This window comes from Methylobacterium sp. Leaf113, assembly GCF_001423325.1.
Taxonomy (GTDB): domain Bacteria; phylum Pseudomonadota; class Alphaproteobacteria; order Rhizobiales; family Beijerinckiaceae; genus Methylobacterium.
Window position 1 is genome coordinate 50,823 of sequence record NZ_LMNJ01000023.1, and the last position, 24,530, is coordinate 75,352.

Annotated in this window: 25 protein-coding genes and 1 pseudogene; 22 read left to right on the top strand and 4 right to left on the bottom strand. The window is 67.7% G+C overall.

What is annotated here, in order from left to right:
• Positions 1-3: 3 nt before the first annotated feature.
• A complete protein-coding gene (locus tag ASF60_RS14225; protein ID WP_156375921.1) occupies positions 4-504 on the bottom strand; it encodes a pilus assembly protein N-terminal domain-containing protein in 501 nt (166 codons plus the stop codon).
• A gap of 421 nt (positions 505-925) precedes the next feature.
• Between ASF60_RS14225 and ASF60_RS23770 the strand changes: the two genes are divergently transcribed.
• From ASF60_RS23770 to ASF60_RS14270, 10 genes are all read left to right on the top strand, one after another.
• The gene (locus ASF60_RS23770) at positions 926-1,096 is read left to right on the top strand and encodes a Flp family type IVb pilin (protein WP_082503638.1); all 171 of its coding nucleotides are present in this window, start codon (positions 926-928) and stop codon (positions 1,094-1,096) included.
• Positions 1,097-1,332: 236 nt separating this feature from the next.
• The gene (locus ASF60_RS14230; protein WP_056186586.1) at positions 1,333-1,839 is read left to right on the top strand and encodes an A24 family peptidase; all 507 of its coding nucleotides are present in this window, start codon (positions 1,333-1,335) and stop codon (positions 1,837-1,839) included.
• A gap of 122 nt (positions 1,840-1,961) precedes the next feature.
• Entirely contained in the window at positions 1,962-2,759 is a 798-nt protein-coding gene (cpaB, locus tag ASF60_RS14235; protein WP_056185982.1) for a Flp pilus assembly protein CpaB, read from the top strand.
• Between the two features lie 34 nt (positions 2,760-2,793).
• The gene (locus tag ASF60_RS14240) at positions 2,794-4,284 is read left to right on the top strand and encodes a type II and III secretion system protein family protein (protein WP_056186589.1); all 1,491 of its coding nucleotides are present in this window, start codon (positions 2,794-2,796) and stop codon (positions 4,282-4,284) included.
• A gap of 104 nt (positions 4,285-4,388) precedes the next feature.
• On the top strand, positions 4,389-5,123 hold the full coding sequence (locus tag ASF60_RS14245) for a CpaD family pilus assembly protein (protein WP_056185985.1): 735 nt from the start codon (positions 4,389-4,391) through the stop codon (positions 5,121-5,123).
• Positions 5,124-5,234: 111 nt separating this feature from the next.
• Positions 5,235-6,479 carry an AAA family ATPase gene (locus tag ASF60_RS14250; RefSeq protein WP_056185988.1) on the top strand — a complete coding sequence of 415 codons (1,245 nt, stop codon included), beginning with the start codon at positions 5,235-5,237 and terminating at the stop codon, positions 6,477-6,479.
• Between the two features lie 75 nt (positions 6,480-6,554).
• A complete protein-coding gene (locus ASF60_RS14255; RefSeq protein ID WP_056185990.1) occupies positions 6,555-8,009 on the top strand; it encodes a CpaF family protein in 1,455 nt (484 codons plus the stop codon).
• Positions 8,006-8,974, top strand: a complete 969-nt coding sequence (locus ASF60_RS14260) for a type II secretion system F family protein (RefSeq protein ID WP_056185992.1) — start codon at positions 8,006-8,008, stop codon at positions 8,972-8,974. The genes ASF60_RS14255 and ASF60_RS14260 overlap by 4 nt, the downstream gene beginning before the upstream one ends.
• A gap of 97 nt (positions 8,975-9,071) precedes the next feature.
• Positions 9,072-10,034, top strand: a complete 963-nt coding sequence (locus ASF60_RS14265) for a type II secretion system F family protein (protein ID WP_056185996.1) — start codon at positions 9,072-9,074, stop codon at positions 10,032-10,034.
• 209 nt (positions 10,035-10,243) lie between these two features.
• Complete coding sequence (locus ASF60_RS14270) at positions 10,244-10,921, top strand: metallophosphoesterase family protein (RefSeq protein ID WP_056186000.1); 678 nt, start codon at positions 10,244-10,246, stop codon at positions 10,919-10,921.
• Positions 10,922-11,031: 110 nt separating this feature from the next.
• Here ASF60_RS14270 and ASF60_RS14275 read toward each other — a convergent pair whose 3' ends face one another.
• On the bottom strand, positions 11,032-12,666 hold the full coding sequence (locus ASF60_RS14275; protein ID WP_200940970.1) for a calcium-binding protein: 1,635 nt from the start codon (positions 12,664-12,666) through the stop codon (positions 11,032-11,034).
• 307 nt (positions 12,667-12,973) lie between these two features.
• On the opposite strand from ASF60_RS14275, the gene lexA reads away from it, so the two are divergent.
• A complete protein-coding gene (lexA, locus tag ASF60_RS14280; RefSeq protein WP_056186006.1) occupies positions 12,974-13,726 on the top strand; it encodes a transcriptional repressor LexA in 753 nt (250 codons plus the stop codon).
• On the opposite strand, the pseudogene ASF60_RS14285 reads toward lexA, so the two are convergent.
• Positions 13,720-15,150: pseudogene (locus ASF60_RS14285) on the bottom strand (ComEC/Rec2 family competence protein); the annotation flags it as partial. The gene lexA and the pseudogene ASF60_RS14285 overlap by 7 nt on opposite strands.
• 684 nt (positions 15,151-15,834) lie before the next feature.
• On the opposite strand from ASF60_RS14285, the gene ASF60_RS14290 reads away from it, so the two are divergent.
• Positions 15,835-16,389: a metallophosphoesterase gene (locus tag ASF60_RS14290; protein ID WP_056186008.1), complete on the top strand. Its 555-nt coding sequence runs from the start codon at positions 15,835-15,837 to the stop codon at positions 16,387-16,389.
• A 37-nt stretch (positions 16,390-16,426) separates the two neighbouring features.
• Here ASF60_RS14290 and arsH read toward each other — a convergent pair whose 3' ends face one another.
• On the bottom strand, positions 16,427-17,170 hold the full coding sequence (gene arsH / locus ASF60_RS14295; protein ID WP_056186010.1) for an arsenical resistance protein ArsH: 744 nt from the start codon (positions 17,168-17,170) through the stop codon (positions 16,427-16,429).
• A gap of 50 nt (positions 17,171-17,220) precedes the next feature.
• Between arsH and ASF60_RS14300 the strand changes: the two genes are divergently transcribed.
• The 10 genes from ASF60_RS14300 to ASF60_RS14345 all read left to right on the top strand — a co-directional run bounded on the left by ASF60_RS14300 (position 17,221) and on the right by ASF60_RS14345 (position 24,513).
• A complete protein-coding gene (locus ASF60_RS14300; protein ID WP_056186591.1) occupies positions 17,221-17,580 on the top strand; it encodes an ArsR/SmtB family transcription factor in 360 nt (119 codons plus the stop codon).
• On the top strand, positions 17,573-18,100 hold the full coding sequence (locus ASF60_RS14305) for an arsenate reductase ArsC (protein ID WP_056186012.1): 528 nt from the start codon (positions 17,573-17,575) through the stop codon (positions 18,098-18,100). The genes ASF60_RS14300 and ASF60_RS14305 overlap by 8 nt, the downstream gene beginning before the upstream one ends.
• Entirely contained in the window at positions 18,100-18,525 is a 426-nt protein-coding gene (gene arsC, locus ASF60_RS14310; RefSeq protein WP_056186016.1) for an arsenate reductase (glutaredoxin), read from the top strand. Before ASF60_RS14305 ends, arsC begins: the two co-directional genes overlap by 1 nt.
• A 36-nt stretch (positions 18,526-18,561) precedes the next feature.
• On the top strand, positions 18,562-19,857 hold the full coding sequence (locus ASF60_RS14315; RefSeq protein ID WP_056186018.1) for an arsenic transporter: 1,296 nt from the start codon (positions 18,562-18,564) through the stop codon (positions 19,855-19,857).
• 7 nt (positions 19,858-19,864) lie between these two features.
• Complete coding sequence (locus ASF60_RS14320) at positions 19,865-21,028, top strand: MFS transporter (protein ID WP_056186022.1); 1,164 nt, start codon at positions 19,865-19,867, stop codon at positions 21,026-21,028.
• A 91-nt stretch (positions 21,029-21,119) separates the two neighbouring features.
• Entirely contained in the window at positions 21,120-21,530 is a 411-nt protein-coding gene (locus ASF60_RS14325) for a winged helix-turn-helix domain-containing protein (RefSeq protein ID WP_056186594.1), read from the top strand.
• A 24-nt stretch (positions 21,531-21,554) separates the two neighbouring features.
• Positions 21,555-22,340 (top strand): molybdate ABC transporter substrate-binding protein, encoded by a 786-nt coding sequence (gene modA, locus ASF60_RS14330; protein ID WP_056186028.1) that lies wholly within the window; start codon positions 21,555-21,557, stop codon positions 22,338-22,340.
• A gap of 4 nt (positions 22,341-22,344) precedes the next feature.
• Complete coding sequence (gene modB, locus ASF60_RS14335) at positions 22,345-23,010, top strand: molybdate ABC transporter permease subunit (RefSeq protein ID WP_056186032.1); 666 nt, start codon at positions 22,345-22,347, stop codon at positions 23,008-23,010.
• The gene (locus ASF60_RS14340) at positions 23,003-23,734 is read left to right on the top strand and encodes an ABC transporter ATP-binding protein (protein ID WP_056186033.1); all 732 of its coding nucleotides are present in this window, start codon (positions 23,003-23,005) and stop codon (positions 23,732-23,734) included. Before modB ends, ASF60_RS14340 begins: the two co-directional genes overlap by 8 nt.
• A complete protein-coding gene (locus ASF60_RS14345; RefSeq protein WP_056186036.1) occupies positions 23,731-24,513 on the top strand; it encodes a sulfite exporter TauE/SafE family protein in 783 nt (260 codons plus the stop codon). The genes ASF60_RS14340 and ASF60_RS14345 overlap by 4 nt, the downstream gene beginning before the upstream one ends.
• The last annotated feature ends 17 nt before the right edge of the window (positions 24,514-24,530 follow it).

A 24,530-nucleotide genomic window follows, 5' to 3' on the forward strand; every position in this document is an offset into this window, starting at 1 on the left:
CGCCTACCGGCTTCCGGCTGCGGCCGCGCCCGTGGCCATGTTGCGGCGCGACTCGGCCTGACTGCTGACTTCCCCGTAGAACTTGGTGGCGTCCCCGAGCTGGATCGAGGGCTGACAGTTCGGGGTGCAGGAATAGGATTCGCGCTCCAGACCCCGCTGCACCGTGATCACGGAGGCCTGCGGCGCCTGAACGCTGATCGTGGATTCGGCCAGCATGGTCCCGGCGGCATCGAGGGCGATCAGGTTGGTGCTGCCGAAGCTCTTGCCGGTCAGGATGAGGACGCCGTTCTTCTGGAGTGCCACGTCGGCGACCATCGGGTTCCCGACGATCACCATCTGGGTCTTCTCCGGAAGACGCATGACCTTGGCGTTGTCGACCGAGACTGCCACCACGGTCGGAACCGCGACCGCGTCCTGGGCTCGGGCGTCGCCGCAGACGAAGATCCCGTAAGCCGCGACCAGTAGCGCGGTGATGCACCGGACAGGGATCTGGGTGGGGTTCATGGACAGCGGCATCGGATGCTCACTCGGACCTGATGGCACGACGCATGTCGTGATCGTTCTCCGCGTCCGAGGACGGACCCCATCGCCGCGAGTGAGCCGATATCAACCACGGACACGGTAAACAAACCCATAAATTACCGTTCGACAGCAATGTCGAAAGCTCAGGGTGTCCAAGGTGGATTTGTCTCGATTTTGTGAAGCACTGGCGGGTTGTAGTCGAGGTGTATTCGAACAAAGCAAATGTCGAAAGGCCACCCTATTGCCTTAAGGATTGTTTCACCATGGTGAGAACCGCCCAGCCGGGTGCCAGTTTCACCGGCCGATTTAACGCTATCGCAAGAGGGTCTGGGCATAGTGAGTCCGTGGCCGAGGATGACGCTGAGAGCGTGACCGGCACAGCTACTTCCAGGGGAACTTTGCCATGTCGTCCATCCTCAAGCGTTTCGCAGCCGACGAGTCCGGCGCCACCGCCATCGAGTACGGCCTGATCGCCTCGCTGATCGCCGTTGCGATCATCACCGTGCTGACCTCCGTCGGTACCAAGCTGACCACGACCCTGCAGAAGGTCGCGGACAACCTGAAGACATCTTAATCGCCGAGCACAGGCCGGACGTGTCCGGCAGCGATAAGTCGCCGAACTCCTCAGAGATACCTGATATCTTGCACGCCGGTGGTTTCGAGGAGCATTGCGGACAACCCGCAATGCTCCTCGCTCCGTTGAGGAACGGCTAAAGGTTTCGGGGCCATGATCGTGCCGGGCCGGTCGATGCCGGAGGCCTCCGGCGATCTGTGCCGCACCTCGATCGAACTGCCCGGGATGCCAACATGATGACCAGCATCAGTCTCCTCGTCGTCTTCCCGTTTCTGATGGCCTATGCCGCTGTCAGGGACCTGCTGACGATGCTGATCCCCAACACCGTCTCGATCGCCCTGGTCGTCGCCTTCGCGGCCTTCGCCGTTTCCGGTGGATTGGGGTGGGACGTCGTCGCGTGGCACCTCGGCGCCGGATTGGCAGCGCTCGCGGTCACCTTCACGCTGTTTGCCCTCGGCTATATCGGCGGTGGCGATGCCAAGCTCGTCGCCGCCACGGCGCTGTGGATCGGCTTCGATCAGCTTGGCGACTATCTCATCATCGCGTCGCTGGCCGGGGGGGCACTGACGCTGGGCCTACTGGCGATCCGGGCGCATCCGCTTCCGTTTGCGGTCGCCCGGCTGCCTTTCGCGCTGCATCTGCACGACGCCAAAACCGGTGTCCCCTACGGCATCGCCCTGGCGCTGTCGGCCCTGATCGTGCTGCCCGATACCGCGATCTGGCTGCGGATGCTGCCGGCCTGATCGGTCCCAATAGGCCAAGCAAAAGGCTTAGCTGAAATTACCACTTGTTAACCGTAATTTGAGGAATGGCGGGCCATTCTCGACCAATACGGCGTCCTGCCGTTCCGGGGTCGAGTTCGGCGATGAAACCAGCCAGACTAGCCGTCCTTGCCATTGCCCTCTTGGCAGGTGGCGGAGCGGCATTGTTGATCAGTGGGGACGATCAACCGGCGGTGCAGCCGGCGGCCGTCGTTCCGCCTCCCGTCGTCGCCATGACCGACGTGCTCGTCGCGGCCGCCGAGCTTCCCATGGGCCAGAATATCCAGGCGCCTGACCTGCGCTGGCAGCCCTGGCCGAGCGAGGCCGTCACCACGGGCTACATCACCCGCGAGAACGCCCCGAAGGGCATGGAGGAGATCGTCGGCTCCATCGCCCGGTCGAGTTTCCTCGCCGGCGAACCGATCCGGCCGCAGAAGCTCGCCCGCTCCGATGGCGGGTTCATGGCGGCGATCCTGCCGACCGGGATGCGCGCGGTGGCGATCAACATCGACACAGCGGGCAGCAACACCGCCGGCGGGTTCATCCTGCCGAACGATCACGTGGACATCATCCGGACCTATCGCGACGAGGATTCCGCGCGCGGGACCACCGACACGCAGCTGTCCGAAACCCTGCTCCAGGATGTCCGCGTCCTCGCCATCGGGCAGGTGGTGCAGGAAAAGAACGGCAACACCGTCGTCACCGGCCAGACCGCGACCCTGGCGCTGACCCCGGGCCAGGCCGAGACCGTGACCCTGGCGCAGAAGGTCGGGCAATTGTCGCTGTCCCTCCGCAGCCTCGTGGATAGCGGCCGCTCCGCCGACGCGAACGTCGATGGACGCCCCGAGACGGCCCTGACCGTGGTGCGGTTCGGCGTCGCGAAGCAGCAGTCGCGACGCTGAGATCGGCGCCCGCACCATGATCGAGGAAGCGTCGATGACCCTCATTCCCCAGCCAGCCGCGGGCCGTTCCCGAATTCAGGCTGGAATCCTGGCCGGGCTTCTCGCCCTGTCGGTGCCGACGCCGAGCGTCGCTCAACCATCGGGCGGTCTGACGGCCGCCCCCGTTCTGGCGGTCGGCGGCAACGAGACGGCGACCTCGCGCCGGGTCGATCTCACCATGGGCCGCTCGCTGGTCGTCGACCTCCCGCGCGACGCCAAGGAGGTCTTCGTCGCCAATCCGAAGGTCGCCAACGCGGTCGTCCGCTCGACCCGCAAGGTGTTCATCATCGGGATGGAGAACGGCGCGACCTCGATCTTCATCATGGACGCCGAGGGCCGGCAGATCACCGCCCTTGACGTCACGGTCGCGCGCGACCTCAACGTCCTGCGTCAGACGCTGAACCAGAGCATCGCCGGGGGACGCTTCGATGTCCGGGCCGCGGGCGATTCGGTCGTCCTGACCGGCACGGTCAACTCGGCCTCGGAGGCGGCGCAGGCCCTCGACATCGCCAATGCCTTCGTGGGCATCTCGGGTACCGGACCAGCCGCACGCGGGGCCGTCATCAACAACCTGACGATCCGCGGCAAGGATCAGGTGATGCTGCGCGTCACGGTGGTCGAGGTCTCGCGGACGGTGCTGAAGCAGTTCGGCGTCAACCTGAGCGGCGGATGGTCCGGTCTCAACCTCGCCAACACGACACCCCTCGCCATCAACGGCGGCCAGTTCCCCAACGGCAACCTGCTGTCCGGCACGATCAACGGCGCCGGCGGCGCGAACCTGACCGCCACCCTGCGGGCCTTCGAGCAGGCCGGCGTCTCCCGCGTCCTGGCCGAGCCCACGCTGACGGCGATTTCCGGCGAATCCGCCACCTTCACCGCCGGCGGGCAGATCCCGGTGCCGTCCAACCTGAGCTGCACCACCATCGGGACCAGCACGATCCAGTCCTGCGTCCCCAGCCTGTCCTACAAGGATTACGGCGTCAGCCTGAACTTCACCCCCGTCGTCCTGGCGGAGAACAAGATCTCGGTGCGGGTCGGAACCCAGGTGACCGAGATCGACCAGCAGAACGCCCTGAACCTCAACTTCACCGGTACAACGACGGCGGTGCCGGGCTTCACCGTCCGCAAGTCGGAAACCACCATCGAGCTCGCCTCCGGCGCCACCATGATGACCGCCGGCCTGATCCAGCAGCGCAATAAGGCCGCGATCACCGGCCTGCCGGGCTTGGTCAACCTCCCCATCATCGGCGCCCTGTTCCGCTCGCGCGATTACCAGCGCCAGGAGACGGAACTGATGATCATGGTCACCCCCTACATCGCCAAGCCGATGGAGCCGCGCCAGATCGCCCGCCCGGATGACGGCTTCGTCGATGCGCAGGACGCGCAGGCGATCCTGCTCGGGCGCTTCAACCGGCTCTACGGCGTCGCGGGCGCGAAGCCCCTCGGCACCGCCTATCGCGGCCGCGTCGGCTTCATCACCGACTAGGCCCGCGCCGCACGGGCTCACAGTCCCGCTTCGAGATCTTCTCAGAATCTCCGCGTCCGAAACCCACAGCGCCGCGGCCCCGGCATCAGCAGGATCCGACCCCGATGTCCCACTCGTCCCCCCGTACCCCGATGGCTCTCGCGGCGATCGCGGGTCTTGCCGCGCTGCTCGGAGCCTGCCGCGCCAATCCGGTGGCGACCACGGGCTCGCTCTATCCGGTCGATTACCGCGCCCGGCACCCCATCGCCCTCACCGAGGGGGTCCGCACCCTCGACGTCTTCGTCACCGGAACCGGCCATCTCGATCCGCGCCAGGCCGCCGACGTCGATGCGTTCTTGCTCGAGTTTCGGCGCTACGGCCGGGGGACTCTGGTGCTCGACCTGCCGGGCGGCATCGCCCCGGCCCAGGGGGCGGCGGTCGAGCGGACGGCAGCGGCCCTGCGCCGGATGGGCGCGGATGGCGGCGTCCCGGGCCGGCAGATCGTGATCTCCCACTACGCCGTGGCCAACCCGAACCTCGCCTCGCCCCTGCGTCTCAGCTTCCAGCGCATGGAGGCGAAGGTTGCCAGCCAATGCGGGACCTGGCCGCAGGATCTCGGCGTCGGCGATGCGCCCTTCAACGGACGCAACGAAACCTACTGGAATTTCGGGTGCGCCTCGCAGTCGAACTTCGCCGCCCAGGTCGCAGACCCCGTCGACCTCGTCCGGGCCCGGCCCGAGGGGCGCATCGACACCATCCGGCGGACCAACGACATCGGCAAGATCCGGGACGGCAAGGATCCGTCAATCGAATGGCGTCAGGATGGGAAGACCTCGGTCAAGTCGCAGGTCTCGCAATAACCGCAAGGGGCGGGTGGCCCGGCGCCACCCTCTAAGTTACCCGCCACGTCGCTCATCACGTCATCCGCCTTCGCTCCCGCCTCTGCACCAACCTGAACCGGAACCACCCTCATGACGGATCTGAACGAGACGTCCGAGCGCATCATCGCCCCCGTGCCCCGCATCACGATCCAGGCGTTCTGCGAGACGCAGGAGAGTGCGACCCTGGTCGAATCGGTCGGCTTGGATCGACGCATGAACAAGGCGCACATCAAGGTTCAGATGGGGGGCGGCGCCGCCGCCGTCGAAGCCTACCGCCACGCGCCGACGCCGAACGTCATCGTCATCGAAACCCAGGGCATGAAATCGCGCCCGCTCGAGTACCTCGATTCACTGGCGGAGGTCTGTGACGAGGGAACGAAGGTCGTGGTCATCGGCCACGTCAACGACGTGGCGCTCTATCGGCAGTTCATCCAGCGCGGCGTCAGCGAATACCTGATGGCGCCCGTGCGCCCGATCGATCTGATCCAGGCCATCTCGGACCTCTTCACCGCTCCGGGTGCCAAGCCGGTGGGGCGGACGGTCGCCGTCGTCGGCGCCAAGGGTGGCGTCGGCGTGTCCACCCTCGCCCACAACCTCGCCTGGACGATCGCCCGCGAGCAGGACACCGCCACCGTCATCGCCGATCTGGACATCGCCTTCGGCACGGCGAGCCTGAACTTCAACCAGGACCCGCCCCAGGGCATCGCCGAGGCGGTGTTCGCCCCGGACCGTCTCGATTCGATTCTTCTCGACCGCCTCCTCTCGAAGTGCAGCGACCGGCTGTCCCTGCTGGCAGCGCCGGCCACCCTCGACCGGACCACCGATCTGGGCGAGCCGGCGTTCGACCACCTGCTCGACCTTCTGCGGGCCGCGGTGCCGTGCGTCGTCCTCGACGTGCCGCATCAATGGACCGCCTGGTCGCGGCGCCTGATGATCAGCGCCGACGAGATCATCATCGTCGCCAGCCCGGAACTCGCGGCCCTGCGCAACACCAAGAACCTGCTCACCCTGCTTAAGCAGAACCGGCCGAACGACCGCAAGCCCCGGGTCATCCTCAACGGCGTCGGCGTTCCGAAGCGCCCGGAGATCGCCCTGGCGGAGTTCGCCAAGTCCCTCGATACGACGATCGGCGCCGCGATCCCGTTCGACGCGGCCCTCTTCGGAACGGCCGCGAATAACGGCCAGATGATCGGCGAGGTGCAGGCCGGCTCGAAGGCGGCGGAAATCTTCTCTTCCCTCGCCGCCTCGATCACCGGCCGGGCGGAGCTGAAGCGCGCGCGTCCGAACCTGTTCGAGCCCCTGCTGTCCCGGCTCGCCCGGCGCAAGGCCTCCTGATGCGCCATCTGTCGTCCAAGGACCCGATCCTTAAGGACCCGATCCCCAAGGACCCGATACCCAGGAGCCCGCGCCATGTTCGGTAGACGATCGGGCAGTGCTGCGGTGCCGGCCCCGCGGCCGATGACGGACCTTGCGAAGGCGCCGGTCTCCCTGCCGATCCACGATGATTCGATCCTGCGCCCGAAAGCCGAGGCGCCCCGCCGGCCCGAGCCGGTGCAGATCCAGGAGACCTCGAAGTCCGAGGACTATTTCCGCACGAAAAGCATGATCTTCGGGGCGCTGATCGAGGCCATCGATCTGTCCCAGCTCTCGCGCCTGGATGCCGAATCGGCGCGCGAGGAAATCCGCGACATCGTCTCGGAGATCATCGGCCTCAAGAACATCGTCCTGTCGATCGCCGAGCAGGAAGAACTGCTCGACGATATCTGCAACGACGTGCTGGGCTATGGACCGCTCGAGCCGTTGCTGGCGCGCGACGACATCGCCGACATCATGGTCAACGGGGCGACCCGGGCCTTCATCGAAGTCGGCGGCAAGATCCAGCTCACCAACGTGCGCTTTCGCGACAACCAGCAGCTGATGAACATCTGTCAGCGGATCGTGAGTCAGGTCGGCCGCCGCGTCGACGAAGCCTCCCCAATCTGCGACGCGCGCCTCCCCGACGGGTCGCGCGTCAACATCATCGCGCCGCCGCTCGCCATCGACGGGCCGGTGCTGACGATCCGAAAGTTCAAGAAGGACAAGCTGACCCTCGATCAGCTCGTCTCCTTCGGGGCGATCTCGCCCGAGGGCGCCCGCATCCTGCAGATCATCGGGCGCGTCCGCTGCAACGTCGTGATCTCGGGCGGTACCGGCTCGGGCAAGACCACGCTGCTGAACTGCCTGACCCGCTACATCGACGCCGATGAGCGCATCATCACCTGTGAGGACGCGGCGGAGCTGCAATTGCAGCAGGCCCACGTCGTCCGCCTGGAAACCCGGCCGCCCAACATGGAGGGGTCGGGTCAGGTCACCATGCGCGATCTGGTCAAGAACTGCCTGCGCATGCGCCCCGAGCGGATCATCGTCGGCGAGGTCCGCGGACCGGAGGCCTTCGACCTCCTCCAGGCCATGAATACCGGCCATGACGGCTCGATGGGCACCCTGCACGCCAACTCGCCGCGCGAGGCCCTGGCGCGCATCGAATCGATGATCACCATGGGCGGGTTCAGCCTGCCGTCGCGAACTCTGCGCGAGATGATCTGCGGGTCCATCGACGTGATCGTGCAGGCGACGCGCCTGCGGGACGGCTCACGCCGGATCACCCACATCACCGAGGTGTTGGGCCTGGAGGGTGACGTCATCATCACCCAGGACCTCTTCCTCTACGACGTGCTGGGCGAGGACGCGAACGGCAAGCTGATCGGCCGCCATCGCTCCACCGGCATCGGCCGCCCGCGCTTCTGGGAGCGCGCGCGCTATTACGGTGAGGACGAGGCGCTGGCGGCCGCGCTGGACGCGGCCGGAGAGGACGGGAGCGGATCGTGAACGCCAGCGGCCTCGTCCTCGCCTCCGGTCTCCTGGCCCTGACGGCCGGCGGACTGGCCTATGTCTTCGTGTCCCCCTACCTCTCGGGCGAGCGGCGCTCCGCCGAGCGGCGCCGGACCGTGAGCGTCGTCGCGGCCCCGGGCGCCCGTGCGGCGACGGTCAGCCGGCGGGATCAGGTCGCGAAGAGCCTGAAGGAGGTCGAGGCCAAGCGCGAGGGCACCAAGGTGACCCTGGAGCTGAAGATCGCCCGCGCGGGCCTGTCCTGGTCCCGCAACCAGTATTACCTGATCTCGGCCGGGATCGCGCTCGTCTTCGGCGCGACCATCTTCATCACGACCGGCAACCCCCTGGCCGGTCTCGGCGCCGTGTTCGCCGGTGGCTTCGGTCTGCCGCTCTGGCTTCTGACCTTTCTGCGCAAGCGCCGGATCGCCGCCTTCATCAAGGAACTTCCGACCGCGATCGACATCATCACCCGCGGCGTGCGCGCCGGCATCCCGGTGGGCGACTGCTTCCGGATCATCTCGCGCGAGGCCGAGGAACCGATCCGCAGCGAGTTCCGGCAGGTGGTGGAATCCCAGACCCTCGGGGTTTCGCTCGGGGAGGCCCTCCTGAAGATGTATGAGCGCGTGCCGGTCTCCGACGTGAACTTCTTCGCGATCGTGATCAGCATCCAGGCCAAGTCCGGCGGCAACCTCTCGGAGGCCCTGGCCAACCTGTCCCGCGTCCTGCGCGAGCGGAAGAAGATGGCCGGCAAGATCCAGGCGATGAGCATGGAGGCCAAGGCCTCCGGCGGCATCATCGCGGCCCTCCCCTTCATCGTGGCCACCCTGACCTACCTGTCGAGCCCGGACTACATCTCGCTGCTGTGGCGGACCGATATCGGCAAGCTCGCGCTGGTGGGCTCCGCGATCTGGATGTCGATCGGGGTCTTCACGATGAAGAAGATGATCAACTTCGACGTCTGATGAGGCCGCCGACCCGCTCTCTCCGCCGTCCGCGCTCCACGCGCGGGCTCCCCGCTCACCCCCATCCGCGCCCGGCGGGATCGTACGGAGACACCGCATGCTGGACCTGATCGCCGCCAAGGTCACCGAGCCGCGCTTCCTCGGCACGGTCCTGGCCGGCGTCGCCGCCGCGGCGACCGCCTTCGCGCTGCTCCAGCCGATGATCGAGCCCGACCGCCTGGGCAAGCGCATGAAGCTGATCGGCGAGGAGCGGGAGGAGATTCGCCGCCGCGAACGCGAGCGGATGTCCTCGAAGGTCACCCTGCGGGTCGCGCCCAAAGCCTACATGAAGCGGGTGGTGGAGCGGTTCAGCCTCGATCGCTGGCTCGGGACCGAGACGGCCCGCAAGCAGCTGATGATGGCGGGCTACCGCTCGCCGGGCGCCGAAACCGCCTTCCTGTTCTTCCGCCTCGTGACGCCGGTCGTTCTGGCGGTGGTGGCGATCTTCTACCTGTTTGTGCTCGGGGTTCTGGACCAGCCCTTCGCGATCCGGGCGATGATCGTGATCGCGGTCCTTCTCTTCGGGATCAAGGCGCCGGAACTCTACCTTCACAACGCGTCGAGCAAGCGCCAGACGGAAATTCGCTCGGCCTGGCCGGATGCGCTCGACCTCACGTTGATCTGCGTCGAATCCGGCATGTCGGTGGAGCACGCCTTTCGCCGCGTCAGCGCCGAGGTCTCCGGGCAGTCCATCGTTCTGGCCGAGGAACTCGCGGTGCTGACCGCCGAGCTGTCCTACCTTCCGGACCGGCGCATGGCCTTCGAGAACCTCGCCAGCCGCATCGGCCTCGACCAGATCAAGGCGGTCACGACGGCGCTGATCCAGGCCGAGCGCTACGGCACCCCGGTCGGCCAGGCCCTGCGCGTGCTGTCGCAGGAAAGCCGGGACATGCGCATGAACGAGGCCGAGAAGAAGGCGGCGGCCCTGCCGCCGAAGCTGACCGTGCCGATGATCCTGTTCTTCCTGCCCGTGCTCTTCGTCGTCATCCTGACGCCCGCCATGATCCAGGTCTTTCGCTGACCCACGCCGGAGCCCGATCCGACCCGTGCGCGGCCGTGACCCGGCATTCCCCGCTCACGGTGGCGGGTCAAACCCCTGAGGAGCCCCGACCGGGCGAGCGGTGCGGCGGCAGCCCGGGCGCGTCGAGGATTTTCGTGGCGCCGAATTCCTGCCATGCGGGTGCGATGCTCAGTCCAGCCACTCCGCACGCCCCGCGCCCCGACACCCCCATGAACGACCTGACTTACGCGATCGGCGACATTCACGGATGCGCCGATGCCCTGATGCGGCTGCTCGAACGGATCAACGCCCATCGGGGCGACCGCAGCGCCCGCATCGTCTGCCTCGGCGACTACGTCGATCGCGGCCCCGACAGCGCACGGGTCGTCGCGATGCTGAGCCACCTGCAGGCCTCGGCACCGAACGCCGTCGTCTGCCTCATGGGAAACCACGAGCGGATGATGATCGATGCGTATCGCGATGCGGCGGACGCGGCGGTCTGGCTCGCCAATGGCGGCGATGCCACGCTCCGCTCGTTCGGCGTCACGGAGCCGGACGCGCTTCCGTCGGAGGTGGTGCGCTGGATGGCGTCGCTCCCCACCTTCCACGAGGATGCCCTGCGCTACTACGTTCACGCCGGCTTCCGTCCGGGGCGCACCGGACCGGATCCCGATGTCGCCAACCACCTCTGGATTCGCCAGCCCTTTCTTGGCGCCGGTTTCGACTTCGGCAAGCACGTGGTCCATGGGCATACGCCGCAGCGGACCGGAATTCCCGATCAGAAGCGCTACCGGACCAATCTCGACACCGCCTGCGTCTATGGCCGGCAGCTCACGGCCGGCATCTTCGACCAAGGGCAGGCCGGCCCGATCGGGTTTCTCCACGTCGATCGCGACGGATCGGCTTGAGGTGACTGCGCCCGCGCTCCGCTTGCCCCGGCCTGAAGGCCGCGACGAGGCGAGGAACGAAGAGCGAGGCTCATTCGAGGCGGCCCGATGCAGGCCGCCGCGACATCGGATCAGGCGAACAGGAAGTCGTTCAGCGTCAGCAACGGGCCCAGGGCTCCACCCGCGCTGACCTGAAGCTGCCCCTGGGACCCGCCCGCGGCGTCGTGAACCTCGTAGACGCGCGCGTTGCCGGACGTTCCGATGAGGTCCAGGGTCGAGGCGACGGCGAACCCGCTGAACTGGATCACATCGCCGCCCGATTGCCCCGCGCCCTGGAAATCGACGATCAGGTCGCGAATGCCCTTCGTCTCCAGATCGCCGAAGGTGATGACGAAGGTGTCATCCCCGGCTCCGCCGGCAACCCGGTCGCCGCCGCGACCGCCCATGATGAGATCGGCGCCGGCGCCACCGTTCAGGATGTCGGTGCCGTCGCCACCTTCCAGGACGTCATCCCCCGCGTCGCCACGCAGGTTGTCGTCGCCGAGACCGGCATAGAGGCGATCGGCGCCGGTGCCGCCCTCGAGCAGGTCATCGCCCTCGCCGCCATCGAGCCCGTCGGCGCCCGCACCCCCGAGAAGGGTGTCGTTGCCGACGCCGCCATAGAGCCAATCCTTGCCGGCCCCACCGTCGATGTGATCGTCGCCCCGTCCGCCCTCGACGTAATCGTCGCCGCCGAAGGCCGAGAAGGTGTCGGATTTGCTGCCGAGCCAGATCTGGTCCTTGCGATCCGTTGCGATCGGAAGGCCCTTGTCCTGAAGGAGAGCGAGATCGAGATCCGAGATCTGCGGGCGCCATCCCCAGGGCGAATAGGGGTCCATCAGATCTTCGACGCCCGAGACATGCGCCCGCGCATCGTCGAGCTTGGCAGGGCCACCCAGGACCGTGGTTGTATTCTCGTCGTAATACACCATCGATCCGTTTTCATACCAGGCCGGCTGGAAATCGATGAACCCGATGGCATGGGCGATCTCATGCTGGAACAGCCCGAACGCGTCGATCTTGTTGGACGGGACACCGGCTTGTCCCTGCGGATCGAAGAAGAGATCGCCGAGCTTGTCCTGGCCCAGGGTGACCTTGCCGTCCGCCTCGCCTCCATTGCCATCCCAACCCTCGCGCGCTTCGAGGATCGGGGCGAAGGTCCATCCCTGGCCGTCCCAGGCATAGCTGGGACCGGCATTGGCCAGGACATTTCCGCCGGCGAAATTGCCCATCGCGATGGCGATCTCGATTACGGCGTCGCCCTGGATGTGTTTCGCCCAGCCATCCGCCGCGCCTTGCGCCGTCGCCAGGATGAGGTCTGCTTGGCCGCCAGCGGCATTGCGGGAACTTTCACTGTCCCAATACGCAATGATTTTCGACATTTTTGCTTGGCCTTGTCGTTGTTCTGGCGTTTTTCTATAAGGGTAATCTCTATCTATAGGCAGTAAAGGACACAACGACGGGGTTTTCTCTTGGTTAAGGAGAGATGAGAGGCAAGGCTTGCAGTGTATGATGCTTCGTAACGCGAACCGTCCATCGCATCGCGCCGTGCCTTTGCGGAATGCGGAGAACGGCCGATCCGGGTGCGACAGAGTCGAGAAACGCGCGCCTTCCCGGTTCGCGCCTTCCCGGTTCGCGCCTTCCCGGTTCGCGCCTTCCCGGTTCGCGCCTTCCCGGTTCGCGCCTTCCCGGTTCGCGCCTTCCCGGTTCATGCCTTCCCGGTTCATGCCTTCCCGATTCATGCCTGCCCGACGCGCACGAAACCTGAGCGCCCTCGATCGCGGGGCAAGGTCTGCGCTCTGGCGGCCTTTCCGCCCGATCCGGATATTGCCAGAGTTGCGTCCGGGTGCTCTGGTGACCGGTGACCGGACCAACCCGACCGGCCCTGAATTGGGATCGGACGCGCGCCACCGCGCACGAATGTCGCCTTTTTTAAGGAACTCTTGCAGAACACTTGCGGAACGTTTAACGTGTTCGTGGTTTGTTTCTGTGGTCGTCCGCCGCAGCCAATGTCTCCAACGAAGAGTGTTCCGCATGTTGACGCGTAAGCAACTGGATTTGCTCCAGTTCATCCAGCTTCGGATGCGCGAGAGCGGCGTTCCCCCGTCCTTCGACGAAATGAAGGACGCCCTCGATCTGAAGTCGAAATCGGGCATCCACCGCCTGATCACGGCCTTGGAGGAGCGGGGCTTTCTGCGGCGTCTGCCGAACCGGGCCCGCGCCATCGAGGTGATCCGGATGCCCGAGAGCCTCGGCGGTCAATCCGCCTCGGCGCGGACCGCGCCTGCGGCGGAAGTCCGTCGCTTCACCCCGAGCGTGGTCGAGGGCGGCAAGGGCAAGGGCGTGCCGGCCGGCGCCTCCATCTCACGCCTGCCGACCACCCAGGCGACCGACGAGAGCGGCCGGGCCGTAACGATCCCGGTGATGGGGCGGATCGCGGCCGGTACGCCGATCTCGGCCATCCAGGAGCAGAGCCATTCGGTGACGATGTCGCCGGACTTTCTCGCGGGTGGCGAGCACTATGCCCTGGAGGTGCGCGGCGATTCGATGATCGAGGCCGGCATTCTCGACGGCGATCTCGTGGTGATCCGCAAGCAGGACACGGCGAATACCGGGGACATCATCGTGGCCCTGATCGATGACGAGGAAGCGACCCTCAAGCGCCTGCGCCGACGGGGATCGTCCATCGCTCTCGAGGCCGCCAATCCGGCTTACGAGACCCGCGTGCTCGGCCCTGATCGGGTGCAGATCCAGGGGCGCCTCGTCAGTCTCGTGCGTCGTTACTGAGGCTCTTCGCCGGTCCCTTCGCCAATTCCTTCGCCCGGCCCTTCGCCGGGCGAACCTGGTGCGTCCTTTGCTCGCCCGATCGGCGCTGCCGGCACGATGTCCGGTGCGGCACGCGCCGGTGCGTCCGTGTTGGCAGGTGCCACGGGTCGCCAGGGAACGGCTTCTCCCGGGCGCCGGGTCGTAACGACGCGGGCGCCCTCGCGCGTGAGGCGCAAGGCCGCCGCGCCGTGTGCCGCCAGGAAGGTCCGGTCGAGGACGAACGCCGCGGCGCAGCCCGGCGGGGCCGATTGGCGGCTGATCAGGATATCGGCCCGGGCGCAATCCTCCGGGAAGGCGCGCTTGTCGGTGACGAGGGCGACCCTGCGCCCATCCGGCAGGGTCAGGGTACAGCCGAGGCCATCGCACCGGGCGTCCGGAAAGGCCGGGACGGCGCCGGCCTTCCGGGCATCGCCATCCGCTTTCAGCCATTGTTCGAGCACGAAGGCCGGCGGACGCCCCAGAGTGGCGAGGTGTCCGCTGCGATCCCGGATCGCCGCCCCGGTGCCTTCCCGATCGACGTAGATGTCGAAGGGATCGGGCGACGCCGCGAAGGCGATGCCGATCGCTGCCGGGATCAACCCGAGCCAACGCAGGGACGAAGCCGGAAGGGTGAGCAGGAGGAGGCCGGCCGCCAGCAGCCCCAACGCCCCCGCCCCGAAGGCCGGCACCACCACGACGGCGTGTCCGAAGCCCGCGATCCAGGTCGAGATCGACAGCATTCCGCGCACCGCCAGACCCATCGCCCACCACACCGGCTGATCCAGGGCGAACGGATAGGCGAGGATGCCGAGCACCGCCGCGGGCATCACCGCCAGGGAGACCAGCGGGAGGGTGAGCGCATTGCCGACGAGGCCGAAGGGCTGCACCGTCTGGAAATGATAGGTCGCGAAGGGCGCGGTGGCGATCTGCGCCACGAGGGTCGTGGCCAGCGTTCCGACGATCGCGGCGATCAGGAACGCGACGGCGCGGGTGACGGGACCGGCGCCCTCGCGCCGGCCGCCCTGTCCGGCGATCAGCGGTGCGCAGGCGATGAGCCCGGCAACGGCGCCGAAGGACATCTGGAAGCTGGGGCCGAGGAGCCCGTCCGGTTCCCGCGCCAGGGCGATCAGCGCGGCGAGCGCGAGGTTGCGCATGCTGAGGGCCGGCCGATCGACCAGAATCGCGCCGAGCATCACCAGGGTCATGATCAGCGAGCGTTCGGCCGCGATGTCCCACCCGGAGAACACGCAATAGGCGGTGACCCCCACCATGGCGATGCCGGCGGCGATCTTCTTGATGGGCCAGTGCAGGGCGGTGAACGGCACGATCGCCAGCCCGGCCCGCACCAGCCAGAACACCACGCCGGCGGCCAGCACCATGTGGAGCCCGGAGATCGACACAACATGGTTGCGAGTTGGCCGGCAAACCATGAGGCCTGCGGGCGACCAAAAGCCTGGACCCAGCTCGATGGCAAGCCCGGCGGGCAGGCACGTCCCATGCGAACAGGCCAATGCGACCGTCTTGCGAGGGGCAAGCGACATGGCGGTCGCCCAACCCTCCGCATCGGAGCGGCGGGCAGGCCCCCCGGGGTCTCCCGAGTGCCATCCCACATCCAGGAACAGCTACGGCAATCCCTACCGGGTGGGGACGAGCCCTACCGCCTCCACGACATCCGTCGCGCAGGGTGTGCCCGAGCTAGGCCCTCCCGTCGCGCCAATGGGGTTAGATGCCTACCCGCTGGCGATGGTTAACAGATTCCTTCCGACCCGGTAGCGATAGCAGGTAGCGCTACCCGCTATCGCTACAGGGTCGGAGTCGCATTCCCTGGCCGGAGAATGCTCTTCAGCCCCAGCGCGCGCATCGGAATTCCAGCGGGCCAGGGCCCCCATGCTGACACCTCGAAAACGTTGCGCCCACGGATGCCGTCGCGCCTGTGGACGCCGAAATTCGCGTGCTTGCCCGATGCCGACCGAGCTGCGATCCATCGCTCATCGAGGAGAACCGACGATGAAAACCGAGACGCCGCACCTTTACCGTTAATCACGGAGTGCCGTGTCGCGTGCCGTGCCTCCGTACCGCCGGAGGCGATCATGCCGAGAACGTTCTTCACTGCGGACGGCCACGTCGGACACAAGGGTATTCTCTCCCCGAGGTTCGCAAACCGGCGCCCGTTTTCCTCCATCGAGGAGCATGACGAGGCAATCGTCGCGGCCTGGAACGCCGTGGTGCGCCCGGATGACATCGTCTGGCACCTCGGCGATTTCGCCTACAAGTGCAGTCTCGACCATGCCGCCGGCATCTTCGCTCGCCTCAAGGGAAGAAAGTACCTCTGCAGGGGCAACCACGACCACGGCCTCGGTGACCGCCTCGAATGGGCCGGCCCCGTCGTCGACGTCCAGAGGATCTTCGTCCAGGATCCGGGCATGCCGAAGCGCGTCGCCCTTTGGGCAAGCCACTATGCGCACGTGACGTGGCCCCATGCATGGCACGGCGACCTGCACGTCTACGGGCACTCCCACGGCGGCATTCCGGCCACCCGGACGAGCCTCGACGTCGGCGTCGATTGCTGGGATTGGCGGCCGGTCACGCTGGGCCGGATCATGGCGAGGATGGCGGCGTCCCCTGCCATCGCCCCGCCATGCTGACGATGGGTCGGTGCCCACTCCGGTCGGGTCACGAAGGTCATTTGACGAACCCTATGTCGACCGCCACGGCCTTCAGGCGCTCAGGCTCGCGCTCCTTGCGCTCGGAGTACCGGTCGACGAGATGGTCGGCTCGCTCCCGGGTCAGGAGCGTGAACCTCACCAGCTCCTCGCAGACGTCGACGACCCGGTCGTAGAGCGGCCCCGGCTTCATCCGGCCGGCGTCGTCGAACTCCTTGTAGGCCATCGGCACCGAGGATTGGTTCGGGATGGTGATCATCCGCATCCAGCGCCCAAGCACGCGCAGGCCGTTGACCGCGTTGAATGACTGGGAGCCGCCGGAGACCTGCATCACGGCCAGGGTCCGCCCCTGCGTCGGGCGCACCGACCCTTCCGACAGGGGGAGCCAGTCGATCTGGCTCTTGATCACCCCGGTCATAGCGCCGTGGCGTTCGGGGCTGACCCAGACGTGCCCCTCCGACCAGATCGAGAGGTTCCGGAGTTCCTGGACCTTCGGGTGATCGGCCGTGGCGTCGTCTGGCAACGGCAGCCCGTGCGCGTCGTAGATCCGCACCTCGCCGCCCATCGCCTCTAGAAGGCGTGCCGCCTCGTACGCGAGGAAGCGGCTGAAGGAACGCTCCCGGAGCGAGCCGTACAGGATCAGGAAGCGTGGGGAGTGGGTGAACGGTGCCTGCACCTGCAGGTCGGTCGCCGTCGGCACCACGAAGTGCCCCTCGCTGAGGTTGGGCAATCCATCGGCGAAAGGCTGTTGGGGCTTGTCCAAGACGCTTCGTTCCTCTACGTTTCAATGATGATTGAGATATTGACATCATGATGGACGAACGGCAAGCCGTGGCTGCCTTTGCAGCCCTTGGCCAGGAGCACCGCCTGCGCATCGTGCGCCAACTCGTGACCGCCGGCCCCGAAGGGATGGCGGCCGGCATGCTGGCCGAGGCGGTCGGCGTGTCAGGGACCAACCTGTCGTTCCACCTCAAGGAGCTCTCGCATTCCGGGCTGATCACCTCCCGGCGAGAGGGCCGGTCGATCATCTACAGCGCCGCCTACCCGGACCTGTCGGACCTGATCCAGTTCCTGATGCGCGATTGCTGCCAGGGCCGACCCGAGGTCTGCGCCCCCGCCGTCGCGGCCCTGTCCGCCTGTTGCCTACCCACGGGAAACACCAGCCATGCCTGACCGCGTCTACAACGTCCTGTTCCTCTGCACCGGCAACTCGGCCCGCTCGATCCTCGCCGAGGCGATGCTGGCCAAGGACGGCCACGGACGCTTCCGGGCGTTCTCGGCCGGCAGCCAGCCCAAGCCCGACGTCAACCCGATGGCGATCCAAGTTCTGGGCGAGTCCGAGTACCCTACCGAGGGCCTTCGCTCGAAGTCGTGGGACGCATTCGCCGGCGCAGACGCGCCGGTCATGGATTTCGTCTTCACGGTCTGTGACAACGCCGCCGGCGAGGCCTGCCCGTTCTGGCCCGGCCAGCCGGTGACGGCGCACTGGGGCATCGAGGACCCCGCCGCGGTCGAGGGTAGCGAGATTGAGCGCAAGACCGCCTTCGTGACCGCCCAACGCTACCTAAAGAACAGGATCTCGGCCTTCCTTGCGCTGCCCGTGGCGAGCCTCGACCAGGTCGCATTGACGTCCAAGGTTCGCGAGATCGGCCAGCAGGCCGGCGCCACCTCGCCCCGTCCGGAGGTCGCGTGATGGACGTCGTCATCTACCACAACCCGGATTGCGGCACGTCCCGCAACACCCTGGCCCTCATCCGCAATGCCGGCATCGAGCCGCACGTCATCGAGTACCTGAAGACACCGCCGAACAGCATCCTGGTTCGCCAGCTCGCGGAGCGCGCCGGCATCACCGTGCGCGACCTCCTGCGGGAGAAGGGGACGCCCTACGCCGAGCTCGGGCTCTCGGACCCGAGCCTGACGGATGACCAGCTTCTGGACGCCATCTCCGAGCACCCGATCCTATTGAACCGGCCCCTGGTGGTCAGCCGGAAGGGCGTCGCACTCTGCCGTCCGTCGGAAGCGGTGCTGGACCTCCTGCCGGCCCAGCAGGGCGAGTTCGTCAAGGAGGACGGCGAGCGCGTCGTCGACGAGCACGGGCGCCGCGTCGCCACCGCCTGAGCCTCTTCACGCAATCAAGAACAAGAAACGGTCCCGATGCTCGCGCTCGCCATCTTCGTGGTCACCCTCGTCTTCGTCATCTGGCAGCCGAAGGGGTTCGGGATCGGGTGGAGCGCCCTCATCGGGGCCGCCGTGGCCCTTGCCACGGGGGTCATCCACCTGGGGGACATCCCGGTGGTCTGGCACATCGTCTGGGACGCCACCTTCACCTTCGTCGCCCTCATCATCATCTCGCTGCTCCTCGACGAGGCCGGCTTCTTCCACTGGGCGGCGCTCCACATCGCCCGCTGGGGCGGCGGGCGGGGGCGCCTGCTGTTCCCGCTGGTGATGCTCCTCGGCGCGGCCATCGCGGCGGTGTTCGCCAACGACGGGGCGGCCCTGCTGCTCACCCCCATCGTGCTGGCCATCCTGCTCCGGCTGGACTTCAAGCCGGCCGCCGCCCTGGCCTTCATCGTCGCCTGCGGGTTCGTTGCGGACTCGACCAGCCTGCCGCTGGTGATCTCGAACCTGGTCAACATCGTCTCGGCGAACTTCTTCGACATCTCGTTCAGCCGCTACGCCGCCGTGATGGTGCCGGTGAACCTCGTCTCGCTGGCCGCGACCCTGGTGGTGCTGTGGCTGTTCTACCGGCGCGACCTGCCCGCCACCTACCCGGTGGCCGAACTGGAGGCGCCGCGCCAGGCGATCCGGGACCCGCTGGTCTTCAAGGCGGCCTTCCCGCTCCTCGGCCTGCTGCTGGTGGCCTATTTCGTCACCGCGTCGTTCGGCGTGCCGGTCTCGGTGGTCACCTGTGCGGGGGCGCTCGTCCTCTTGGCGTTGGCGAACCGCAGCCGCGTCATCCCCATTCGCAAGGTCCTGACCGGGGCTCCCTGGCAGATCGTCCTGTTCAGCCTCGGCATGTACCTCGTGGTATACGGCCTGAAGAACGCCGGCTTGACCGACTACCTGGCGCAGGGGCTCGTCTGGCTCTCGGGCTTTGGCCCGTTCGTCGCCACCATCGGGACCGGGTTCGCCGCCGCCATCCTCTCCTCGGTGATGAACAACATGCCGAGCGTGCTCGTAGGTGCGCTTTCGATCCAGCAGGCCCCGGACCTGTCGCCGCTGATGCGCGAGCTCATGGTCTACGCCAACGTCATCGGCTGCGACCTCGGCCCGAAGTTCACGCCCATCGGGAGTCTGGCGACCCTGCTCTGGCTCCACGTCCTCGACACCAAGGGCCAGCGCATCACCTGGGGCCACTACATGCGGGTCGGCCTGGTCATCACCCCGCCGGTGCTGCTCGTCACCCTGGCGGCCCTGGCGTTGTGGCTACCCATCCTTGGGGCCCGGTAGCGCGCCGATGGCCCCGGCGCGCCGATGGCCCGTGATCTCGGCCCTGGGCGTGGTCCAGATCCTGACCTGGGGCTCGTCGTTCTACCTGCTGTCGGTGTTGGCCGCCCCGATGTCGGCGGACACGGGGTGGCCCTTGGGATGGGTCATCGGCGGCCTGTCCCTCGGCCTCCTCGTCGCGGGTTTGGCCTCGCCGCGGGTGGGGGCCTTCATCGGCGAACATGGCGGGCGCCCCGTCCTTGCCTTCGCGTCCGTCGCCCTCGCCGTCGGCCTTGCCATCCTCGGTCTGGCGCCGAACCTACCGACATACCTCGGAGGCTGGCTCCTGATCGGCCTCGGCATGGGCACCGGACTGTACGACCCCGCCTTCGCCACCCTCGGACGTCTCTACGGGGCCGAGGCAAGGCCCGCCATCACCACGCTGACCCTGTGGGGCGGCTTCGCGAGCACGGTCTGCTGGCCCCTCTCGGCGTTCCTCGTGGAGCGGATCGGATTGCGCTGGACCTGTCTCACCTACGCCGGACTCCATCTCTTGATCACGCTTCCCCTCGTCCTCATCGTGATCCCCCGGCCGCCCGTACGTCCCGTCGCGCGATCCGCAGACGCGGCCCCGAGCGTTCGGCTCGATGGTCGGGAACGCCGTGCCTTCCTCCTCATGGCGGGGGTGCTGACCCTCGGGGGCACGGTGATGGCCATGGTCTCGGTTCACCTCATCACCTTGCTCCAGGCTCGTGGGGTGGCGCTCTCCTCGGCGGTTGCCTACGGCGCCCTGATCGGCCCCTCCCAGGTCGGCGCCCGCATCGTCGAGATGGCTGGCAAGGGACGGCATCACCCCCTCTGGACCCTTACGGCCGCGATGGTGCTGGTCGCCATCGGGGTCGCGACGCTGGCGGCCGGCCTGCCCATGGTCGGGCTGGCGTTGGTCCTCTACGGGGCGGGCAACGGGATCTACTCGATTGCCCGGGGGACGGTGCCGCTGGCGCTGTTCGGACCGGAGCGCTACGCCCCGCTCGTCGGAAGGCTGGCAAGGCCGGGCCTGGTGGCCCAGGCGTTCGCCCCATCGCTGGGCGCGCTCGTCCTCACCTTCTGGGGGGCCGATGCGACCTACCTGCTGCTCATGGGATTGTCCGTTGCCAATGTCGGATTGGCGCTGGCGCTCTGGCGGGTCAGGTAGCCGCAACCCTTTGGGGGCGATAGGACCGACGACATGCCGGCAGCGAGCCTTCCCTCAAGCCACGATGCAGGTGGCCGAACAACGGGATCATATGACTGACAAGGCCGATGGCGACGGAACGGATGGGGGCGTCGTCCGGCTTCGGGTCGACCTCGGCCGAGGCACGCTTCTCGGGCCAGGCAAGGCGGACCTCCTCCAGGGCATCCGCGAGACCGGGTCGATTGCGGCGGCCGGGCGCCGGATGGGGATGAGCTACAAGCGCGCCTGGTACCTCATCGACACCCTGAACGCCGGTTTCCTGAACCCTCTCGTCATCACGGCGAAGGGCGGCCGGACGGGCGGTGGCGCCCGCCTCAGCGAGACCGGGGATGCCGTCCTGGATGGGTTTCGCAGCATGGAGCGCGCCGCCGCGGTGGCCACCGCGTCCGACCTGACCGGATTGCTTGCGCTCCTGAAGCCCGTCGACGAGCCCGAGGCCAACGAGACGTCCTTGCCGATATAGCCGGGCCGCTATATCGGGTTGGACATGAGATCGCCTCTTCCATCCCTCGCCCTGGCCGTCGCCATCACCTTGACGCTCACGGGTGCCGCCCTCGCGGAGACCGCCCCCCGCGTTGCCGCCGCCGCGGACCTCAAGTTCGCGCTCGATGCCGTCGTCACCCAATTCCGCGCCGACACGGGCAAGGACCTGAGCGTCACCTACGGTTCGTCCGGTAACTTCGCCCGGCAGCTCCAGCAGGACGCGCCGTTCGAGATCTTCCTCTCGGCGGACGAGGGCTTCGTGTTCAAGCTCGCCGATGCCGGCCGGACGCAGGACCGGGGCACCCTCTACGCCGAGGGGCGGATCGTCTTGTTCGCTCCGTTGGGCTCCCCGCTGAAACCCGACCCGTCCTTCTCGGACTTGAAGGCAGCCCTGGACGACGGGCGCATCCAGAAGTTCGCCATCGCCAATCCCGAGCATGCCCCCTACGGGCGGGCCGCCGAGCAGGCCCTGACGCACCAGGGGTTGTGGGACGCCGCCAAGCCCAGGCTTGTGCTCGGCGAGAACGTCGCCCAGGCCGCGCAGTTCGCTACCGGCGGGTCCGCACAGGGCGGGATCTTCGCCTACTCGCTCGCGCTCTCGCCGGAGGTCGCCAAGCTCGGCACGTATGCCCTGGTGCCGGTCGAGTGGCACCTGCCCCTGCGCCAGCGGATGGTGCTGATGGCGAATGCCGGGGAGACCGCGAAGGCGTTCTACGGCTACATGCAGACACCGCCGGCCCGGGCCGTGCTGAAGAAATTCGGGTTCGTCCTCCCGGGCGAGACGCCGTGATCCGATGGACTGGACCGCGCTCTCGGTCTCGCTGCGCCTCGCGGCCCTGACCGTTCTCGTCCTGCTGCCCATCGGCGTGCTCGTCGGGCGCCGGCTGGCGTTCCGCCGCTTCCGGGGCCGCTCGGTCGTCGAGGCCCTGCTGGCGCTGCCCCTCGTGCTCCCGCCGACCGTGCTCGGGTACTATCTCTTGGTTACGTTCGGGGGCGGGTCGCATCTCGGGCAGGCGTGGAAGTCCGTGTTCGGTCACCCTCTCGCCTTCAGTTTCGAGGGACTCCTGCTGGCCTCGGTGATCGCGAACCTGCCCTTCGCCATCCAGCCGATGCAGCGCGGGTTCGAGGCCATCCCCGCAGACGTCCGCGAGGCCGCCTCGGTGTCCGGGTTCTCCCCGTGGCGGGTGCTCTGGGCCATCGACCTGCCGCTGGCATGGCCGGGCATCGTCACCGGCCTGGTGATCACCTTCGCGCATACGGTGGGTGAGTTCGGCGTGGTGCTGATGGTCGGCGGGTCGATCCCCGGTGAGACCCGCACCGTCGCCATCGCCCTCTACGACCGGGTGCAGGCCTTCGACATGCAGGCCGCCGGCGTGATGGCGGCCTTCCTCCTCGTGCTGAGCCTGATCGCGCTCGCCGTGACCTACGCCCTGTCGAACCGCGTCACCCTCCGTGGCTGACGCCCCCGGCCTCACGGTTCGCCTCCGGCAGGGAGGCCCGATCCCGCTCGACGTCGACCTCGATTGCGGGCCGGGGGAGATGCTCGCCCTGGTGGGGCCGTCCGGCAGCGGGAAGACGACCGTCCTGAGGACCGTGGCCGGGCTCTACCGTCCGGTGTCCGGGGCGGTGCGATGCGGCGGCGCCGTCTGGCTCGACACGGATGCCGGCATTGACGTGCCGCCCCACCGCCGGCGGGCCGGGTTGGTGTTCCAGTCCTACGCCCTGTTCCCGCACATGACGGCGCTGGGCAACGTCACGGCCGCCATGGGACACCGGCCGCGTGGCGAACGCGATGCCAAGGCCCAGGCGCTGTTGCGCATGGTCCACCTCGATGGCCTGGAACACCGAATGCCCTCGGCCCTGTCCGGGGGGCAGCAGCAGCGCGTGGCCGTCGCGCGCGCCCTTGCCCGGGACCCGGGGGTCCTGCTCCTCGACGAGCCGTTCTCGGCGGTGGACCGGCGGACGCGCCGACGCATGCAGGACGAGCTCGCCTCGCTGCGGTCCGAGATCCGCATTCCCATCGTCATGGTCACCCACGACCTGTCGGAGGCGGAGACGCTGGCCGACCGGATCTGCGTCCTCGACGCCGGGGAGACACTAGGGACCGGGACGCCGGCCGAGATCCTGCGCGGCAGCGTCGACGCCCGGATGCGCGAGGCCCTGGACCTCCGGGAGGTGACATGAGCGGACGCATCGTCGGGGCGTTCGGCGCCGGCACGTTGATCGGAGTCCTCGGGGGTATGATCGGCCTGGGCGGAGCCGAGTTCCGGCTGCCCCTGCTGATCGGGGCGTTCGGGTTCCCTGCCCTGGAGGCGGTGATCCTCAACAAGCTGCTGTCGCTGATCGTGGTCGCGACCGCGCTGCCGTTCCGAGCCGAAACGGTACCCTTCGCAGAGGTCGGCGCGCATTGGGCCGTGATCGCGAACCTTTTGGCAGGCAGCCTGGCGGGGGCTTGGATCGGCGCGGGCTGGGCCACGCGCCTGCGCTCGGAGACCCTCTACCGGGTGATCGCGATCATGCTGGTCGGCATCGCGGGCGTGCTGCTGCTCGGACACGGCTCGGAGGGCGCCATGCCTCTCCTGACGGGGTCGGCGCAGGTCGTGGCGGGGGTGCTGGCCGGGTTCCTGATCGGCGTTGTGGCGGCCGTGCTCGGGGTCGCGGGCGGGGAGCTCCTGATCCCGACGTTGATCATCCTGTACGGCGTGGACATCAAGCTGGCCGGGAGCCTGTCGCTCGCCGTGTCGCTCCCGACCATGCTGATGGCGTTCGCCCGCTACAGCCGTGACGGCAGCTTCGCCGTGATCGGACGCAATCGTACCTTCGTGCTGGTGATGGCGGCGGGATCGATCCTCGGGACCTTCGTCGGCGGGCGGCTGCTCGGCATGGTTCCAGGTGCGATCCTGCTTCCGGCGCTGGCCGGTATCCTTCTCGTCTCGGCCTGGAAGGTGGGGCGGCACCGGTGATGAACGCTCCCTTCCTC

Excerpts from the sequence above, each read along its gene's own strand:
- ASF60_RS14225 (WP_156375921.1), bottom strand. The coding sequence starts at position 504 with ATGAACCCCACCCAGATCCCTGTCCGGTGCATCACCGCGCTACTGGTC.
- ASF60_RS23770 (WP_082503638.1), top strand. The coding sequence starts at position 926 with ATGTCGTCCATCCTCAAGCGTTTCGCAGCCGACGAGTCCGGCGCCACC.
- ASF60_RS14230 (WP_056186586.1), top strand. The coding sequence starts at position 1,333 with ATGACCAGCATCAGTCTCCTCGTCGTCTTCCCGTTTCTGATGGCCTAT.
- cpaB (WP_056185982.1), top strand. The coding sequence starts at position 1,962 with ATGAAACCAGCCAGACTAGCCGTCCTTGCCATTGCCCTCTTGGCAGGT.
- ASF60_RS14240 (WP_056186589.1), top strand. The coding sequence starts at position 2,794 with ATGACCCTCATTCCCCAGCCAGCCGCGGGCCGTTCCCGAATTCAGGCT.
- ASF60_RS14245 (WP_056185985.1), top strand. The coding sequence starts at position 4,389 with ATGTCCCACTCGTCCCCCCGTACCCCGATGGCTCTCGCGGCGATCGCG.
- ASF60_RS14250 (WP_056185988.1), top strand. The coding sequence starts at position 5,235 with ATGACGGATCTGAACGAGACGTCCGAGCGCATCATCGCCCCCGTGCCC.
- ASF60_RS14255 (WP_056185990.1), top strand. The coding sequence starts at position 6,555 with ATGTTCGGTAGACGATCGGGCAGTGCTGCGGTGCCGGCCCCGCGGCCG.
- ASF60_RS14265 (WP_056185996.1), top strand. The coding sequence starts at position 9,072 with ATGCTGGACCTGATCGCCGCCAAGGTCACCGAGCCGCGCTTCCTCGGC.
- ASF60_RS14270 (WP_056186000.1), top strand. The coding sequence starts at position 10,244 with ATGAACGACCTGACTTACGCGATCGGCGACATTCACGGATGCGCCGAT.
- ASF60_RS14275 (WP_200940970.1), bottom strand. The coding sequence starts at position 12,666 with ATGAACCGGGAAGGCATGAACCGGGAAGGCGCGAACCGGGAAGGCGCG.
- lexA (WP_056186006.1), top strand. The coding sequence starts at position 12,974 with ATGTTGACGCGTAAGCAACTGGATTTGCTCCAGTTCATCCAGCTTCGG.
- ASF60_RS14290 (WP_056186008.1), top strand. The coding sequence starts at position 15,835 with ATGCCGAGAACGTTCTTCACTGCGGACGGCCACGTCGGACACAAGGGT.
- ASF60_RS14300 (WP_056186591.1), top strand. The coding sequence starts at position 17,221 with ATGGACGAACGGCAAGCCGTGGCTGCCTTTGCAGCCCTTGGCCAGGAG.
- ASF60_RS14305 (WP_056186012.1), top strand. The coding sequence starts at position 17,573 with ATGCCTGACCGCGTCTACAACGTCCTGTTCCTCTGCACCGGCAACTCG.
- arsC (WP_056186016.1), top strand. The coding sequence starts at position 18,100 with ATGGACGTCGTCATCTACCACAACCCGGATTGCGGCACGTCCCGCAAC.
- ASF60_RS14315 (WP_056186018.1), top strand. The coding sequence starts at position 18,562 with ATGCTCGCGCTCGCCATCTTCGTGGTCACCCTCGTCTTCGTCATCTGG.
- ASF60_RS14320 (WP_056186022.1), top strand. The coding sequence starts at position 19,865 with ATGGCCCCGGCGCGCCGATGGCCCGTGATCTCGGCCCTGGGCGTGGTC.
- ASF60_RS14325 (WP_056186594.1), top strand. The coding sequence starts at position 21,120 with ATGACTGACAAGGCCGATGGCGACGGAACGGATGGGGGCGTCGTCCGG.
- modA (WP_056186028.1), top strand. The coding sequence starts at position 21,555 with ATGAGATCGCCTCTTCCATCCCTCGCCCTGGCCGTCGCCATCACCTTG.
- modB (WP_056186032.1), top strand. The coding sequence starts at position 22,345 with ATGGACTGGACCGCGCTCTCGGTCTCGCTGCGCCTCGCGGCCCTGACC.
- ASF60_RS14345 (WP_056186036.1), top strand. The coding sequence starts at position 23,731 with ATGAGCGGACGCATCGTCGGGGCGTTCGGCGCCGGCACGTTGATCGGA.